Source organism: Bacteroides sp. K03, assembly GCF_019734355.1.
Taxonomy (GTDB): domain Bacteria; phylum Bacteroidota; class Bacteroidia; order Bacteroidales; family Bacteroidaceae; genus Bacteroides; species Bacteroides nordii.
Genome location: NZ_JAASHC010000001.1, coordinates 143,868 through 160,512, shown reverse-complemented (window position 1 = coordinate 160,512; position 16,645 = coordinate 143,868). Strand labels below are relative to the sequence as shown.

The following is a 16,645-nucleotide window of genomic DNA, read 5'->3' as shown; positions in this document are numbered from 1 at the left end:
ATGTTATAAATCAGCACATCCCCATGTTTTTATTCAAAACATCCGGATGTTTTGAATCTATCTCATAAAGAAGATATACATAAGAAGAGTACATCTTATAGTTATAAAGAACAGTTGTTTTACATAACAGAGATACATAGAAGTATAACGCTTAAAACAACCTGATCCTACCCTATAGCATTCTCAATATATTTCGATGGTGAAACATGATAGAACTCCTTGAACTTCTTTCCAAAATACTTGGCATCACAATAGCCTACCATTGTTGCTACCTCTGTAACGCTGTATCGCTGCGTGGCAAGTAAGGCTCTGGCTTTATCCATCTTAAAAGCAAGTATATAGTTTTCGGGGGCCTTCCCTATAATATCCGTCATCTTGCCATAGAATTTAGTACGACTCATCCCCATGTCTGCACTCAGCATTTTAATTGTATACTTCCTTTCAAAAAGGTTTTCCTCCAGGAATTTTTGTACCTTATCCATAAACAGAGCACTGTCATCATTCTTCACTGTTATTTCAGAAAGAATGGCAGATGAATTCTCTGCCAGAAGCTTTCTGAGCTGTTCACGCTGTAAAGTATGCCTGGCAATGAGCATCCGGATGTCTGCTTTGAGCCTGCAAATATTAACCATACGTCGTTCCAGTTTGTCGGCACCACAACGGGTGTGGGTGAGATAACTTTCATTATCATCGGAGTTTATCAGGAGAACGACAGGGATATTAATCATACTGATATCCGACTTTATCCGGGAACAAAGCTCATCCCCATACGTACCATCAATAGTTTCATCAATAATAATAACATCCGGCATGGATTGATCAAAGAAAGAGAAAACCTGTTCCGGCTTTTCAAGAGTTGTCATCCGAAAAGATACCGAGAGAGTTTCATTCAGATAATTGCTTAATTCTTTATCGGCCATCACCAGTAGAACATACGGAGCTTTATTGGATCCGAGCGATAACTTTACATCATCAACTTCATTATTATTAGAACAAATAGCTTTATCACTTTTCTGTACACAATTCTTCGCCACCGGATGTTTCGTTATATTACAATTTAAAGGAACGACTATTTGAAAAGTAACTATTCGTCCACGACTATTTACTATCAGTTTTCCGCCATGCAAGTGGATTATCTTTTTTATAAGCCGAAGACTTCCGTAACAATGTACTAATCCCAGTCCGGAGATTGGTGCAAACACTCTTTTTTCTTTATTGTCACACTCTGGACAGTTGGTTATTTGCAGACTCCAGCAATCAGCAAGGTGAGATACTCTAATATTTATACAACCACCACAAGGTGTAATATCAATTATCTTGTTCAGAAGACACTGAAGAGCAGCAGTCATAGCAATTTCATTCACCTGACAACTGAGATAATTGAAACTCTTACTGACATTTAATTGTATCCGGTGCATATTGGCATATACACGGCATTGGTCAGTAAGCAGAGTCAGATACGTGTAAAGTTCAAACTCAGTAGTAGTAAAACCAGAATGCATTTTTTTCTCCATAGCATTCAATGCAATAATATTTTTATGACAATCCATGACATAGTTAGTGTGTCCAAGTGCCCGTTTTACTTTTTTTGATGCAGATTCAGAGATATTGTCAGAGGTAACATCCTCCAGCAGGTTCTGTATAAGTGTCATTGGAGTCTGTGCCTTATCAATTATACCCAATGAAATTCCTAACTTTTCATGGGAAAGTAATTCTTTATTATGTACTATCCTATTATAGGTCATTAGGGAGATAAGTATTCCTATCACCAGCGCTTCAAGGGGATAAAACCATAAAGCAGACCATAAAGATTCAACAATAATGGAAACTGTCGGATGTTGATCTGTAAGATATTCCTCCCCTTCCAGTTGAGCAGAGGATAGAGAACCAGGATATGCACCACCATATCTTGTACTCTGCAAAACAAATAGTAAAAATATAAAATGAAGTCTCATGTGATTAAGTAAATATTAAATTATTTATTCCTTAAGAAAGCTATGATCTCCTGTTCTTCTATTATCTAAAGATGATTTATTCATAGCCTTCCAATGCAAGTATATGGCTTTTTACACAGCCGGATTGGGTACTATCTTTCAAAATATATAGGTAATATTTATCAGGGAGATTTTTTTGTGGTAATTAAAAAAATGCAAGGAATGTGTAGAATAGGTCAGTAAAAATGATCTAAATCCGAAAAAATGTATCCGGATGAATCAAATTTAAAATTACGACTAATCGATGGGACAGAGTATGGAATACAGGTGGAATTTTATGTTAAAGGAGGGTATATTATATCATTGTTTATCAAGCAAATACCAATAATAAAATCAATGATATTATGTAATTATATCCAAATGAGATCTTGTGTTTATACTTGAATACTTTCAAATTATCTCTTAAAAAAGAAGAGAGCCGCCTTCTATAGCCTATGGCATAGAAGAGCGGCTCTCTATAAATAAATAGCTGTAAAGCTACGCTGATTACAAACCGAAAGCGGCTTTTACTTTGTCTACATAGTCCAGTTTTTCCCAAGTGAAGAGCTCTACTTCAATAGTCTTAGTGGGCTGATAACGAGAAGAGAAAGTTTTGGTTACTACACGGGGTTCACGTCCCATATGTCCATAAGCAGCAGTTTCGCTATAGATAGGATTACGTAACTTCAAACGTTCTTCAATAGCCTTCGGACGAAGATCAAATAATTCGTCAATCTTTTTAGCTATTTCACCGTCACTCATCTTCACATTACTGCGTCCGTAAGTATCTACATAAATGTTGATAGGGCGAGCCACACCAATAGCATAAGACACTTGCACGAGCATTTCGTCGGCCACACCAGCAGCAACCAGATTCTTAGCAATATGACGGGCAGCATAAGCAGCACTACGGTCTACTTTGCTGGGATCCTTGCCAGAGAAAGCACCACCACCGTGTGCACCTTTACCACCATAGGTATCTACAATGATCTTACGCCCAGTAAGACCTGTATCGCCATGAGGACCGCCGATAACAAACTTACCGGTTGGATTCACATGATAAATGATATTGTCATTAAACAAAGCCAATACGTCTGCATGATGAATAGAAGCAATCACACGAGGCATCAGTATCTCGATAACATCTTTACGGATGATAGCAAGCATCTCTTCATCAGCCTTCAACTGAGCCTCTGCAGAGTCGTCTGCCGGCTGGATAAAGTCGTCGTGCTGGGTAGATACCACAATTGTATCAATGCGTACGGGTTTGCCGTTGTCATCATATTCAATAGTCACCTGGCTCTTGGCATCGGGGCGGAGATAGGTCATTTCCTTCCCTTCGCGACGAATATCTGCCAAAACGAGCAGGATACGATGTGCCAGATCAAGAGAAAGCGGCATATAATTTTCTGTTTCGTTAGTAGCATAACCAAACATCATTCCCTGGTCGCCTGCACCCTGATTCATCGGGTCTTCGCGTTCTACGCCACGGTTGATATCGGCACTTTGCTCATGAATAGCAGAAAATACACCACAGGAATTACTTTCAAACATGTACTCACCTTTGGTGTAACCGATTTTCTTAATTACTTCACGTGCTACAAGCTGCAAGTCAATGTATGCACTGGTTTTCACTTCTCCCGCCAGTACTACCTGTCCGGTAGTTACCAAGGTTTCGCAAGCTACTTTCGAACTGGGGTCAAATGCCAACAGTTTGTCAAGTACAGCGTCCGATATTTGATCGGCCACTTTGTCGGGGTGTCCTTCAGACACCGATTCGGACGTGAATAAATATCCCATTTTAATTAAAAATTAAAAGTTGAAAATTGAAAATTAAAAATCAAATGAGAAAAGACAGGATGAGTAGGGGAGTGCCATCCGGCACACAGAAAGGAATGTTGTTTTAGCATTTTTTTCTGTGGTTGCAAGCTACTCAAATCTTTCCACATTTCATTTCGGACACAAAGGTAGAGATTATTTCTGATTAATTACTAACTTTGGTCCATATTAACATCATTTTCGTATGAAGAAGAGAATAAAAAGAGTACTTATTTTGTTGGCATACATCGGAGTAACGATAGGAATCTATTATGTCATTTGCATGCTGATGCACAAGCCATTTACAGAGCTGCATTATCTATATGCAGCATTAATAGGCTGCATCGCCTATCTGCCTCAGTTTATTGCGGAGAAAAAGAAGAAGTAAAAAGTTGTTTCATTGTTTTGTGAAGCACAGGATGCATCACATCGGGAGCAATCTCCGCCAGAGGTTCCATTACAAACCGGCGTTCGGTCATTAGAGGGTGGGGGAGGATCAAGCCTTCTTCATCCATAATTGTATCGCCATAAAGCAGCAAATCGATATCTATAAGCCGATCTGAATATACTCCACCCATAGACTTACTTGTACGCCCTAACTCCCGTTCTATCGCCTGAGTTTCCTTCAATACCTCCAAAGGCCGGAGAGGGGTCTCTACACAAACTACAGCATTCAAAAAACTATTATCAGAAGCAAATCCCCAGGGAGCAGTCACATAAAAAGCGGAAAGGGAAACAATCTTCCCTATCCGCTCTTCTATTTTTTGTACAGACATCCGGAGATTCTGCTCTTTATTTCCTAAATTAGTTCCAAGCCCCAAATAAACCATGATAATGAGTGATTAGCGATGAGTGATAAGTGATTAACGATTAGCGATGAGTGATAAGCATACGCCGCATGGCACTAATCACTTATCACTAATCACTAATCGTTATTTTCCTAGTCTATAATCAACATTGCATCCCCATAGGTACCAAAACGGTAGCCTTCCTTCATTGCCACATGATAAGCATCCATTACCTGGTCATATCCACCAAAAGCGGCTACAATCATCAACAGGGTAGACAATGGCATATGGAAATTAGAGATCATCGCATTGGCTACCGTAAATTCATACGGTGGGAAAATAAACTTATTTGTCCAGCCTTCATATTCCTTCAGATGCCCGTCTGTGCTTACAGTACTCTCGATAGCACGCATTACAGTAGTACCTACGGCACATACATTTCTGCCCAAATCTTTGGCACGATTCACCGTTTTTACAGCTTCGCCGGTAACAAACATCTGCTCCGAATCCATCTTGTGCTTGGTAAGGTCTTCCACGTCAATATCACGGAAGTTACCCAAACCGGCATGCAATGTGATATAAGCAAAATCAATGCCTTTTATTTCCATCCGTTTCATCAATTCACGGCTAAAATGCAAGCTGGCAGTAGGCGCCGTTACAGCTCCTTCGTTCTTTGCAAAGATAGACTGGAAACGTACTGCATCTTCTTCTTCTACGGGACGATTAATGATAGAGTGGGGCAGCGGGGTTTCGCCCAACGCATAGAGCGCTTTCTTAAACTCATCATGAGGACCATCATAGAGGAAACGCAATGTACGCCCACGTGAAGTGGTATTATCGATTACTTCGGCCACCATTGAATCATCGTCACCAAAATAAAGTTTATTGCCGATACGGATTTTACGGGCCGGATCTACCAATACATCCCACAGGCGAAGTTCTTCATTCAGTTCGCGCAATAAGAACACTTCAATACGTGCACCGGTTTTCTCCTTATTACCATACAAACGAGCCGGAAATACCTTGGTGTCATTGAAAATAAACACATCCTTATCATCAAAATAATTCAAGACGTCTTTAAACATCTTATGTTCAATCTCACCCGTTTTACGGTGGAGTACCATTAAACGCGATTCATCTCTGTACTTCATCGGATGCAGAGCTATTTTATCCTCTGGTAACTTAAATTTAAATTGTGACAGTTTCATATCTATTCTCCTTATTACGTTAATTATCTTCTGTTATTTCAATCTCTTGCTGGTCTACCCAGTCTGCAAAGCGTTCGGGATCAAGGCAATCCTCCAATTTAACCTCACCTACACGGGTACGAATCAATCCTGTGAGATGGGCACCGCTGTGAAGCGCTTCACCAATATCACGGGCCAATGCACGAATATACGTTCCCTTACTACAAACCACCCGGATCTTTATCTCCATCTTCTCCAAATCACATGCCAGTAACTCTATCTCGTCAATGGCCAGCAATTTAGGCTTCAACTCTACCTCTTGCCCTTTACGTGCCAGATCGTAAGCACGGGCACCATCTACTTTACAGGCCGAGAAAGCCGGAGGAATCTGCTGAATCTCTCCCAAAAACAGCTTCAATGCTTCTTCGATCTTCTCACGGGTTATATGCTCCGTGGGATAAGTTGCATCTATCTCATGCTCCAGGTCATAAGACGGAGTAGTAGCCCCCAACTGTATGGTAGCAATATACTCTTTTGTATGATACTGAAACTCTTCTATTCTCTTAGTCGCCTTACCTGTACATAGAATCATGACTCCCGTAGCCAAAGGATCTAACGTACCGGCATGTCCTACCTTTAATTTCTTTACTTTCATCCTCCGGCAGATGTGATAACGTATGTGGCCTACCACTTTAAACGATGTCCACCCCAGAGGTTTATTGAAAAAAAGTACTTCTCCTTCTTTAAAATTCATTAAGCAATCTCTAAATTATATCCACACATCAACAGCACCAGAATTGTTCCTCCTACGATAATACGATACCAACCGAAAGCTTTGAATCCATACTTTGTAACAAAACTAATAAAGAACTTAATGGCCAGCAGCGCCACTATAAAAGCAACGATATTACCAATGATCAAGGCAGACATATTGTTCATTAAGACTTCTGTTCCGCCATCCAAAAAGAGTTTCAACACCTTATATCCGGTAGCTGCAAACATAGTAGGAACAGCCAGAAAGAAAGAAAATTCGGCAGCATCCTTTCGTGTCATCTTCTGGGCCATTCCACCCACAATAGTAGCCATTGAACGGGAAACACCCGGTATCATAGCAATGCACTGGAACAATCCGATATTAAATGCTTTCTTTTCCGTCATCTTAAAGTCTTTATCACTTTTAGAAAATATCTTGTCACAAAACAGCATAAATATACCACCTATCACAAGCATTACGGCTACCACTACCACGCTTTCCAACAATGCATCTATTTCGTCACTAAACAATAGGCCAAGAACTGCCGCAGGAATAAATGCCACCAAAAGCTTCCAGTAAAAATCAAACTTATGCAGAAAGCGTTTAAGGGCTGAAGTACCCTCAGGCAATGGAGTATGATTTAAACGGAAAAAACGTTTCCAGTAAAGGCAAACTACCGAAAGAATAGCACCAAACTGAATAATTACCGTAAACGCTTTTACAAATTCGGTACTTTCCACCCCTAACAAAGCCTGTGTTATAATCATGTGTCCGGTGGAGGAAACAGGCAAAAACTCAGTCAATCCTTCTACAATAGCAATAATAATAGTTTGTATCGTCGTTAAATCTCCCATACTTATTCTTCTATTTTGGTTTTAGGTTTGCGCAACACTGCGTATATCATAAAAATAAAGCCCAGGAAGCAAACTACCGGTGCCACTTTTATTCTTCGTACACTGAAAATATCCGGTTCAAAAACGGTCTCTGTAGAAGAAGGCCCCGTCATAAGGATAAAACCAATAATTACTACCGCCATTCCGATAGCAAGTAAAATGAAATTGGTCTTGTCAAAGGCAAATTTTTGTTTGTCAGCCATAATGTTATTTACTATTTACGATTTACAATTTACGATTGAAATTACACGTTGTGTTATATGTAATACAGCGTACTGGCTTTCATCCTCAAGTATTTATTGATGGACAAATAGGCACACAAGAACGTAATTACGACACCAAATATCAATACCGAACCAGAAACCAGCAACATCACTTCAGGAGTTATCACACGAATCAGTTCCGGTTCATAAGATACCAACCAATAGGCAGTTCCCATCAGGATAGCATCGGCCATGATACCTGCCAACACACCACTCCATATATTCCGTCGTAAAAACGGACGGCGGATAAAGCCCCAACTGGCTCCCACTAACTTCATGGTATGAATGAGGAAGCGCTTGGAATAGATAGCCAAACGTATGGTATTATTTATCAATGCGAAAGAAATAAGAGCCAGTACCACTGCCAGAGCAAGCAGTACAAGACTGATATTCCGTATATTATCGTTCACCAAATCAATTAATTCGCGCTGATAGAGTACGTCTTGTATATTGGTGTTCTTCTTTATCATTTTCTCTATCTTGGCAATACTATCGGAATTAGCATAATCAGAGTGTAGTTTGATTTCAATAGAAGCAGTAAAAGGGTTATAACCCAGGAACTCTTCCGGATCAGTACCCATGGCTTCACTCTGCTCTTTCAAAGCTTGTTTCTTTGATATGTATTCTGTCTGCTTCACAAAAGGTTCTTTATCCAGCTTCTTCTGCAACTTCAGAATATCAGCCTCTTTCATATCATCACTGATGAGAACTGAAAAATTAATATTTTCGCGGACATAAATAGAAAGATTATGCGCCCCCAGAACAAAAAACACAACGAGTCCTAACAACAACAATACCAACGTAGTACTGATACTGGACGTTATGAATTGCATGTCGAAATAAGACACTGAATTATTTTTGTTTTTATTCTTCATCAGCGTTTTTTTCTAAATACGTAAATCATAGAACTACTTCTCTCTTTCTTCGTTAAGGTACCAAGCCATGCCATTGCTCCTACCCACATACCCTTCATAAAAGGGAAAGAACTACCCCGGTGCTTTTCACTCAACATTGATACATAAAATGCATCAAACGGCATCGGATGGCGTGCTGCCATAATAAACCCATGTTTGGAAGCAAATTGCTGTATTGTAACCGGAGTGAAATGCCATAAGTGGCGGGGTACATCATACGCCGCCCAATATTTGCCATACTTACCGGCATCATACGAAGAGCAGTTGGGTACAGCCACAATAAGAACACCTCTGTCTGATAAAAGCTCCCGGAGACGTTCCCAGGTTTCATCAAGATGCTCCAGATGTTCCATCACATGCCACAAAGTAATCACGTCAAATGAACCCGCTTCGAACTCCTGCAATTCTTCTTCCGCCTTCACATCCAGTCCGAAATGCTCTTTGGCAAACATACGTGCCTGAACATTCTTTTCGATAGCTTCCACTTTCCAGCCACGTTGCTCCATTGTCGAAGCAAAATAGCCTGTTCCTGTACCGATATCAAGTAAACGCCCCGATTTGCGATGAGACTCTTTGGCCACAAGACGTGCCTTCTTACCCAACATGTACTTACGTACCTGATGGTAAATAGCATTCATTACTCCTTTTTTTGTATCAGAATGGGAAATATAATCGGGAGTTTCATAATAGCGTCCTATTTCTGCTTCTACAGGCACACCCTGTGTGAAAGTAAATCCGCAGTCCTCACAGGAAAGCACATCAAACTGTTCACCCGATGCATAGAAATCCGTACAAGTCATGACACGCTTCAAGTGCGTGCCACCGCATAGCGGACAAGCATTTATAGAGAGTTTATTCATTGATTATTGCCATAAATTAAGTGCGGCATTGAGTCACAAGACCGCACTTCACCCGAATTTGGTGCAAAGAAACAAATAAAAAGTGATGTAAGGTAGTTTCTTTGAGGTCTTTTAACAGATAATGCAATCCAAATGCAATATGCTTATAAAAAGTTTATTCCTCTGATACACTACACACAGGTAAAATCAGTATCAGCATGACGAATATTAGATTTTTTATTTAACTTCGTAGCCATATTCAACCAGAATGCCTTAATAAGTTTAGACATGGAAAAGATAAACAAAGAAATAGTTTTATTACTTATCAACGGTAGTCATTCGGCCTTCTCCAAAATATACGTAAAGTGTCACCGGCAATTTTTCCTGCTGGCATTACGCTATCTGAAATCAAAAGAAATGGCAGAAGATGCGGTGCAATACTCATTTATGAGACTGTGGGAAACCCGCACGCAGATCGATGTAGAGCAAGGAGTGGAACCTTACCTATACGGTATCCTTAAAAATCACCTGTTAAATACATATAAGTTTCATCAGCTGACTCTTGAAAAAAAAGAGGAAATCATACTGGGAATGCCGCTTTTTGAAGAAGAGAATATTACACAAACCCTGTACAGAAAACAGCGTGACGAAGCTATACAAAAAGCCTTAGCCCAGTTACCACCTCAAAAACGCCGTATTTGCCAAATGAAAATCTTCGAAGGCTTATCCAATGCCGAAATAGCCGAACAACTTAATATTACCGTCAACACCGTAAAAGTATCTTATTATAAAGCTATATTGTCATTGCGTGAAAGCCTGAACGAAAAAGATTTCATCTGTATTTGCATGGTATTGCTTAGTGCCTCCTTTTCCTAAACTATAACCACACCCTGATTTGTTTATAAACGTTAAATATCAAAAATCGGGTAATACTTTTCTTCACTACGATTTTACTCTATATACAAGGCGAAAGTAAAGAGTATTTTCTCATTACAACCTAAAACTAATAAAATGACAACAGAAAACCACTACCCAATCACGGACGAAGATATCCGGCTTTATTTATGTGATGCTTTGTCACCGGAGCGACGGGCTGAAATACGTCGCTGGTTCGGTACTGAAGAAGGACAACTTTATTTATCTGAAGTAATTGATGAAGATGTTGCCCGTATTCTGATGGGCGAGGAACTGCAAAGCTCAGAAACCATAAAAATACAGCCACTTTGTATACCAGACCCGGTAGAAAAAAACAAAAAACATCTTCCAACAACCATCGGAAGATGGTTACGCCATGTCGCAATATGGATCCCTGCTATTTTATTATTAGCCGCCGGAGGATACGTATATTACAATCAAACACAATCACCCCGATTTGCCGAAATATACGTTCCTAAAGGAGATATGCAGACAATTATCTTTCAGGACGGAACTAAAATTATCCTGAATGCCGACTCCCGCCTAAAGTATACCCCCGGTTTCAAATTATTTAGCCGGGAAGTGGAACTGGAAGGAGAAGCCTACTTTGAAGTAGCCAAAAATAAAATCCGCCCATTTACAGTACACACCTCAGGAATTGACATAAAAGTACTGGGAACAAAATTCAATGTAAAAGCATACACCGATGAATCGGATATTACTACCACTCTAAATCAGGGTCATGTCCGGGTAAGCGATATCCGGGGAAAAAGCCTGGAACTGTTTCCGGGAGAACAAATTATCTATGAAAAGAAAAACGGGACAATGCATAAGCATTCTCTTGAAAATGTGTCGGACTATTCAGGCTGGAAGACAAACAGCCTATACTTCACAGACACTCGCCTTGATGATATATCCAAAGAATTATCCCGCAAATTCAACAAAGAAATTGTGCTGATGGATCAGTCTCTGGAGAATTCAATATACACAATATCATTTAATAACATGCCTCTGGATTCAATTCTGGAAGATTTAACACGCATTTCTCCGATTAGATATGAAAAGATCAACGACAAGATATTAATATACAAGAGAAAATAAAAAAAGGTAGCCAATAAAGGAATAGGGCCCTTCCATTGACTACCAATTTTATTCATATGTAAAATTCAAAACAAAAGTATGAAAATTTTGCCAGTTTTTATCAGAAAACGAATGATAAAGATTCGATTTTTTAATATTCTTAAAAAAGAATCACATTCATTCGTTCTAAAAGTCACAGTAGCGATACTATTCCTCTTCAACACTGGAATACTTTGCGCTCAAAAGGTTTCGGTACGGTACAAAGACGTACCCTTAAAAACCGTACTAAATGATGTTGCCAAACAATCTAAACTCCGCCTGGCATACAGCGGCAGTTTTACGGATTTGTCAGTGAAGGTTTCGGTACAGGCATCTGCAAAAGATGTAAAAGAAGTACTTTCCGAGTTAACTCAAAAAACAAATGTAAATTTTGAAATACGGAACGGAAGTATCTACATTTTTCTGAAAGAACCTCCCCAAAAAGAAAAAAAAGAGAAAGCAAACTTCTCGTTATCCGGAACCGTTTATGACGAAAATAATCTCCCTTTGATAGGCGTCAACGTCCTGATCAAGGGTTCCACCAAAGGAACAAGCTCCAACATGGACGGAGAATTCACCATTACAGCGGAGAAAGGGGATATTCTCGTATTGTCATATCTGGGGTACACTTCGAAAGAGTTAATAGTAAAAGGGAAAGAACCGATACGGGTAGTCATGTCGGAAGATACCAAAGTTCTTTCAGAAGTAGTAGTAATCGGATACGGCGCAGTCCGCAAAACAGATGTGACAGGAGCTATCTCCAGTATTAAAATGGATGAATTAAGTGTCACTACACCAACACTCGAGCAAGCATTGGTAGGGCATGCTGCCGGTGTTGAAATTAAACAGACATCCGGAAGCCCGGGTGAAGGTTTATCACTGCGTGTTCGTGGAGTAGGTTCTATCAATGCCGGTTCAGAACCACTGTATGTAGTTGACGGATTCCCCACATCAAAAGATGTATATATCAACCCGAACGATGTGGCTTCCATCGAAGTTCTGAAAGATGCAGCATCAGCAGCTATCTATGGTTCACGTGCAGCCGGAGGCGTTGTTTTAATAACAACCAAAAGAGGTACAAACAGCGGACGGGCAAAAGTAGAATATGATTTTCAATACGGTTTTCAACAGGTAGATCACAAAATAAAAATGCTGGACGCTTACGGCATGCGCGATTTTTCAATAGAAAGTGCTAACAATGCTTATCGTGACTGGTGTACCAAAAACGGGAAGGAATACAGTCCGCTACATAATAACGAGTACCGTATGTCTGTTGCCGGAGCAACCAGTGGAAAGATTTTCCAGATACCGGATATCTTTTTCAACTTTGAGACAGGACAACCCATTGAACCGGCTTATAATACAGACTGGCAGGATGCCATATTCTCCACAGCTCCTATTATGAAGCACAATCTGAATATTACCGGTGGCAATGACCGGGTAAAGTATATGGCCAGTGCCGGATATCTGGAACAAGACGGTATTATCGCACCATCTTATCATCACCGGTTTACGACGCGCTTCAACATTGACGGTAAACTGACCGACCGTTTGAGTATAGGAGTCAACACCGCAGCCTCCTATACCAAAAACCGAATCGTACAGGCAGAAGGACGTCATTACAATGACGGTATCATTATGAGTGCCCTCGTGATGTTCCCGCAATTCCCGGTATATAACACAGATGGTTCATACGCTGTCGATCAGCAGATGCAATATGCCAAAAAATATTCCATAGCACCGGCTGAAAATCCGGTTGCCCTGGCACATGAGATTGAAGATTTCCAGAAAAGATATATGTCATCCGTCTCGGGATACCTGGACTTGGAAATCGTAAAAGGCCTAAAAGCAAAGATCTATTCCGGAATGCAATATATATCCCAGACAGAAAGTTATTATCGCCCCTCAACAGTAGGAGGTACCATTATGAATACCGACGGCACAACGGCCGGTAGCGGATATGTGGGTGATCAGCGGCTTTCAAGGGCTTCTTACAGTACACAAACCAATCTTGACTGGATATTGGAAGCAACCCTTAATTACAACCGTACCTTCGGAGATCATGGGATAAACATTTTAGGAGGTTACTCTATGCAGGAAAAAGTATATGATAACTCTTCCATCGGTGCCCGCAACTTTGTAGATGATACGATTCGGGAATTAAGTGCCCATGGAACTGCTCCCGGAGACAGTTGGGGAGATACTGATAAATTCGATTGGGCCATGATGTCTGTTTTCGGGCGTGTAGTGTACTCATGGAAGGACCGTTATACATTTACCGGCTCTCTGCGTGGTGACGGTTCATCCCGCTTTGGAAAAGACAATCGATGGGGAATGTTCCCATCCGTTGCTTTAGGTTGGAATATATCCAATGAGGATTTCTGGACGAATCACATCGGAGAAAATTTCGGAGCAAAATTAAGAGTAAGCTGGGGTATCAGCGGAAACAATAACATCGGAAATTACGAGCATGTAGGGTATATGAGTGATTTAGGCGGTTACGTATTAGGCGGCCAAATAGTTCCCACACGTTATCCAAGCGCTTTCGTCGACAACTTACTGGGGTGGGAAAAAACAGATCAGTATAATGTAGGAATGGACTTGAGTTTCCTTAGAAACCGCATCACCCTGTCCGCCAACTATTACAACAGTACCTCGAATGACTTATTGTTCAATAAACCGGTATCGGCCATTGCCGGAGCAACTCAATATAAATCAAACCTGTCCAATGCCAAAATACGCAACACCGGCTTCGATATTCAAGTTGACGGACGCATCCTCACCGGGGTTGTAAACTGGAATATAGGAGCCAATCTTTCCTTGAACCGAAATAAAGTACTTTCGTTACCCGATTCTCAATCCATTGTCAGCATTGGAGAAAGAAGTGCTATCAGCCACATAACAATGGTTGGAAAACCCATCGGTTCTTTTTACGGGCTGAACAGTCTCGGAGTAATTTCAGAAGAAGAGTATCAACGGATACTGGTAGATAAACAACACATAGGTGAAGAAGGTTATCAGCTCACCGGCCCGGCCGTATGGAACTACGAAAATGTACAACCGGGTGATGCCAAATGGAAAGATGTCAATAATGATGGTAAAATCACAGATGATGACCGGGAGATATTAGGAGATAATTATCCAGATTTTACTTATGGGTTCAGCACCAATATCAGCTACAAAGGATTAAGCTTAAGCGCTTCCTTTTCAGGAGTACAGGGAGCACAGGTCATCAGTTTCCAGAATTACTACCTGCTGAATATGGAAGGTACCTGCAATCAATTTGCATTGGCAGCCGACCGTTACAATGCCGTCACTAATCCCAATCCGGCTATGTATCGTGCCAATATTGCCACCACTAACAAAAACACCTATGGGGTGTCATCCTATATGGTGAACGATGCATCATACTTTCGTTGTACTAACATCACTTTAAACTATAATCTGCCTCAAAAATGGGTAGAAAAAATAAAATTAAGAGGTATCTCACTTTTTGCCTCCGTTGACAATGCATTTACGATAACCGATTACATAGGCTATAACCCGGATGTAAATTACAAGTCGGGCAATCTGATGCCGGGTTTCGACTGGGGAACTTATCCACTGGCACGAGCCTATAATTTTGGTTGTAAACTATCATTCTAAAAAACAGGATCGCATTATGAAAAAGATAAAATTAATAAAGAACATAATTCTCTTTAGTTGTTTGATTACGGGATTTACCGCCTGTGACTTCTTAGAACGTTCCGACCCTGATAAACTCAATAAGAAAGACTTCTATAAAACTGAGGATGATATGTATCAGGCGTTAAACGCCGCCTATGACGGATTAAAAACAAATTATTACAATAACATGTATTATTGGACTGAAATCAGATCCGACAATACCACATTAGCATCCAAAACAGCCAATTCGGGTATATACAATGATTTTGACGTATACAATCTGACATCGAGCAATGCAGAGGTACAACGGGCCTGGTACGGAATGTTCACTTGTATCTATCGCAGTAACGTAGTGCTCGACTACATCGATGCCGTACCGATGAGTGATGAGAAGAAGAGCCAATACAAAGCAGAAGCCCGTTTTTTGCGTGCTTTATCCTACTATAACCTGTCACAACTGTTTGGTGATGTTCCTATTGTAGACAAACAATTAAACAGTGAAGCGGAAGTCCTCAAATACGGTCGCCGCCCGATAGCAGAAGTTTATGACTTTATTGTAAAAGACCTGAAATTCGTAACTCAAAGCCAACTGCCGGACAATTGGGGATTTGACGGAAACAATCCCAATTTCGGACGTGCTTCAAAAACAGCCGGATATGCTTTATTAGGAAAAGTATACCTTACAATGGCCAAACGGTTAAATGATGGGGCCACTCAAGACTATCTTCAATTGGCTAAAGAAGCCCTCGAAGCCGCTTACAACGTTCGCCCGTTCGGAAAACTGGAAGATATCGCCTATGGCAAAGTATTCGGTGTCGCCAATATTGCCTGCAATGAAATCATATTTCAGGTAATGTACTTACAGGGAACCGACGAAGGCTCTTACTTTGCGAAAAATTTTCAGCCACTCAATGCCACAGGAATCATTTCACAATCACAAGGTTTGGGAGACAATATTCCGGAAAATGACCTGACTAAAGAATACGAAACCGGCGATATGCGCAAAGTGGTTTCGTACAAGACCTATGGAACAACTCCCTATGTCAACAAATATGTAGATTTGGGAGATTCTCAAGGGCGCGGCGGTTCTTGCTGGATAGTATTGCGCTATGCCGATGTTATTCTGATGCTTGCCGAAGTAAATGAGGCGCTCAACTTAGAACCCGAAGCCATTACTTATATTGATATGATTCGTACCCGTGCCAAATTAAAACCTTACGATCAGGCTTCTGAAACGTACAAAGCAGCCTATCCTACTCTCAAAGAGGTCATTCTGCACGAACGCCGCATCGAATTGGCTTTTGAAAACCACCGTTGGTTTGATCTTCTCCGGTTTTATAAGCCCGGCGACCTGGTAGAGTTCCTAAGCAGTAAATCGGTACAGGGGTGTTCCAAACGCGATTTATTACTTCCTATACCTTGGCGGGAAGTGTCCATAAATCCATCCGGAATGTATCAGAACGACGGATACTAAAATCCGAATACTATTTTATTTAAAAACTTTTCCGCAGGGAGT

Annotated in this window: 14 protein-coding genes; 5 read left to right on the top strand and 9 right to left on the bottom strand. The window is 40.6% G+C overall.

The annotated features are described in order from the left end of the window. Positions 1-167 precede the first annotated feature (167 nt). Together HCG69_RS00560 and metK are read right to left on the bottom strand one after the other, a co-directional pair. Entirely contained in the window at positions 168-1,955 is a 1,788-nt protein-coding gene (locus tag HCG69_RS00560) for a helix-turn-helix domain-containing protein (RefSeq protein WP_221648397.1), read from the bottom strand. Positions 1,956-2,480: 525 nt separating this feature from the next. After that, positions 2,481-3,773 (bottom strand): methionine adenosyltransferase, encoded by a 1,293-nt coding sequence (gene metK, locus HCG69_RS00555; protein WP_007483177.1) that lies wholly within the window; start codon positions 3,771-3,773, stop codon positions 2,481-2,483. 223 nt (positions 3,774-3,996) lie between these two features. Here metK and HCG69_RS00550 point away from each other — a divergent pair, with 223 nt between their 5' ends. Next, entirely contained in the window at positions 3,997-4,179 is a 183-nt protein-coding gene (locus HCG69_RS00550; RefSeq protein WP_081768103.1) for a hypothetical protein, read from the top strand. Here the strand turns inward: HCG69_RS00550 and folK are convergent. The 7 genes from folK to HCG69_RS00515 all read right to left on the bottom strand — a co-directional run bounded on the left by folK (position 4,154) and on the right by HCG69_RS00515 (position 9,450). Further along, positions 4,154-4,621 carry a 2-amino-4-hydroxy-6-hydroxymethyldihydropteridine diphosphokinase gene (gene folK / locus HCG69_RS00545; RefSeq protein WP_255585223.1) on the bottom strand — a complete coding sequence of 156 codons (468 nt, stop codon included), beginning with the start codon at positions 4,619-4,621 and terminating at the stop codon, positions 4,154-4,156. The two genes, HCG69_RS00550 and folK, sit on opposite strands and share 26 nt — an antisense overlap. Before the next feature lie 110 nt (positions 4,622-4,731). Beyond that, entirely contained in the window at positions 4,732-5,787 is a 1,056-nt protein-coding gene (queA, locus tag HCG69_RS00540) for a tRNA preQ1(34) S-adenosylmethionine ribosyltransferase-isomerase QueA (protein ID WP_002558532.1), read from the bottom strand. Positions 5,788-5,806: 19 nt separating this feature from the next. Next, positions 5,807-6,520, bottom strand: a complete 714-nt coding sequence (gene truB, locus HCG69_RS00535) for a tRNA pseudouridine(55) synthase TruB (RefSeq protein WP_221648396.1) — start codon at positions 6,518-6,520, stop codon at positions 5,807-5,809. Continuing rightward, entirely contained in the window at positions 6,520-7,374 is an 855-nt protein-coding gene (locus HCG69_RS00530) for an undecaprenyl-diphosphate phosphatase (protein WP_221648395.1), read from the bottom strand. Before HCG69_RS00530 ends, truB begins: the two co-directional genes overlap by 1 nt. A 2-nt stretch (positions 7,375-7,376) precedes the next feature. Further along, positions 7,377-7,616 carry a DUF3098 domain-containing protein gene (locus tag HCG69_RS00525; RefSeq protein WP_025866670.1) on the bottom strand — a complete coding sequence of 80 codons (240 nt, stop codon included), beginning with the start codon at positions 7,614-7,616 and terminating at the stop codon, positions 7,377-7,379. 53 nt (positions 7,617-7,669) lie between these two features. After that, positions 7,670-8,551, bottom strand: coding sequence for an ABC transporter permease (locus tag HCG69_RS00520; protein ID WP_007483168.1), 882 nt, complete (start codon positions 8,549-8,551; stop codon positions 7,670-7,672). Continuing rightward, complete coding sequence (locus HCG69_RS00515) at positions 8,551-9,450, bottom strand: methyltransferase domain-containing protein (RefSeq protein ID WP_221648394.1); 900 nt, start codon at positions 9,448-9,450, stop codon at positions 8,551-8,553. The genes HCG69_RS00520 and HCG69_RS00515 overlap by 1 nt, the downstream gene beginning before the upstream one ends. Before the next feature lie 267 nt (positions 9,451-9,717). Here HCG69_RS00515 and HCG69_RS00510 point away from each other — a divergent pair, with 267 nt between their 5' ends. The 4 genes from HCG69_RS00510 to HCG69_RS00495 all read left to right on the top strand — a co-directional run bounded on the left by HCG69_RS00510 (position 9,718) and on the right by HCG69_RS00495 (position 16,603). Then, positions 9,718-10,305 (top strand): RNA polymerase sigma-70 factor, encoded by a 588-nt coding sequence (locus HCG69_RS00510; protein WP_221648393.1) that lies wholly within the window; start codon positions 9,718-9,720, stop codon positions 10,303-10,305. 135 nt (positions 10,306-10,440) lie between these two features. Then, positions 10,441-11,445: a FecR family protein gene (locus HCG69_RS00505; RefSeq protein ID WP_221648392.1), complete on the top strand. Its 1,005-nt coding sequence runs from the start codon at positions 10,441-10,443 to the stop codon at positions 11,443-11,445. A gap of 111 nt (positions 11,446-11,556) precedes the next feature. After that, entirely contained in the window at positions 11,557-15,108 is a 3,552-nt protein-coding gene (locus tag HCG69_RS00500; RefSeq protein WP_255585222.1) for a TonB-dependent receptor, read from the top strand. Between the two features lie 16 nt (positions 15,109-15,124). Beyond that, positions 15,125-16,603: a RagB/SusD family nutrient uptake outer membrane protein gene (locus tag HCG69_RS00495; protein ID WP_221648390.1), complete on the top strand. Its 1,479-nt coding sequence runs from the start codon at positions 15,125-15,127 to the stop codon at positions 16,601-16,603. Positions 16,604-16,645 lie beyond the last annotated feature (42 nt).